We start from the raw sequence: 1,187 nt of genomic DNA, 5'->3' as shown, positions 1-1,187 counted from the left end.
CGGCGGTGACCTCGGGGGGCAGCATCGCCAGGTGCCGCTCCCCGCCCAGCAGGACGTCGGCGCCCAGGACGGCGCGGCGACGGGCCTCGTCGAGGCCGGCCCAGCCGTCACCGCCGATCCCCACCACGACCACCTGTCCGTTCATGACGCGGAACCCTACCGTCGAACCCGCCCGCCGAGCCCGACCGCCCGGAACGCGAGGGCGCTGGGTAGCCTCGGCCAGGAGAGACAACTACACCCCAACAGCACGAGGTGCCCCACGACCCGCCCCAGGCGGTGCGGAGGGGAGAATCAGGGAAGCCGGTGAGAATCCGGCACAGGGCCCGCTACGGTAACTCGGCCTCTGAGGCGAACGCGTCCAGCGCTATCGCCCGAGATGAGCCGGGAAGTCCGGAGACCGGCCTCGCGCTGACCAGCCTGGCAGACGAGAGCGGGAGCCCCCATGCCACTGCACTACCCCTTCAGCGCCGTCGTCGGTTCCGACGACATGGCGCTGGCCCTCCTGTTGAACGCGGTCTCGCCGTCGGTCGGCGGTGTGTTGATCCGCGGCGAGAAGGGCACCGCCAAGTCCACGATGGTGCGCGCGCTCGCCGGGATCCTGCCGCAGATCGAGGTCGTGGCCGGTGACAGGTTCTCCAGCGCCCCGTCCGACCGCGGCACCGACACCCCCGACGGACCGATCCCCCACGACGCGCCCACCGAGCACCGGCCGGTCCGTCTGGTGGAGCTGCCGATCGGCGCGACCGAGGACCGCATCGCCGGCTCGCTGCACCTGGAGAAGGCCCTGAGCGAGGGCGTCACCGCGTTCGAGCCCGGCCTGCTGGCCCGGGCGCACCGCGGACTGCTGTACGTGGACGAGGTCAACCTGCTCCACGATCACGTGGTGGACCAGCTCCTCGACGCCGCCGCCATGGGCCGGGTGACCGTCGAGCGGGACGGGGTGTCGGTGGAGCACGCCGCCCGCTTCGTCCTGATCGGCACCATGAACCCCGAGGAGGGCGAACTCCGGCCCCAGCTTCTCGACCGCTTCGGCCTCACCGTCGAGGTGTCCGCCCCGCGCGAGGCGGCGCTGCGGGCCGAGGTGATCCGCCGCCGGGTCGCCTTCGACTCCGACCCGGAGGGCTTCTCCGCCACGTTCGCGGCGGACGAGCTGGCCCTGCGCGAGCGGATCGTCGCCGCCCGGGAGC

1 protein-coding gene and 1 riboswitch are annotated in these 1,187 nt (G+C 73.0%); the gene reads left to right on the top strand.

All coding sequences use genetic code 11. The features are described 5' to 3' along the window. Window positions 1-233: 233 nt before the first annotated feature. Window positions 234-420: riboswitch (cobalamin riboswitch) on the top strand. 22 nt (window positions 421-442) lie between these two features. Then, window positions 443-1,187: magnesium chelatase ATPase subunit I (locus G6017_RS11665; RefSeq protein WP_182617483.1), on the top strand; the 745-nt coding region annotated here is incomplete at its 3' end.

Origin of the sequence: Dietzia sp. B44 (assembly GCF_014145245.1) — a bacterium.
Lineage (GTDB): Bacteria > Actinomycetota > Actinomycetes > Mycobacteriales > Mycobacteriaceae > Dietzia > Dietzia natronolimnaea.
The sequence above is the reverse complement of the archived record's forward strand: the minus strand, read 5'-3'. Positions and strand labels throughout refer to the sequence as shown.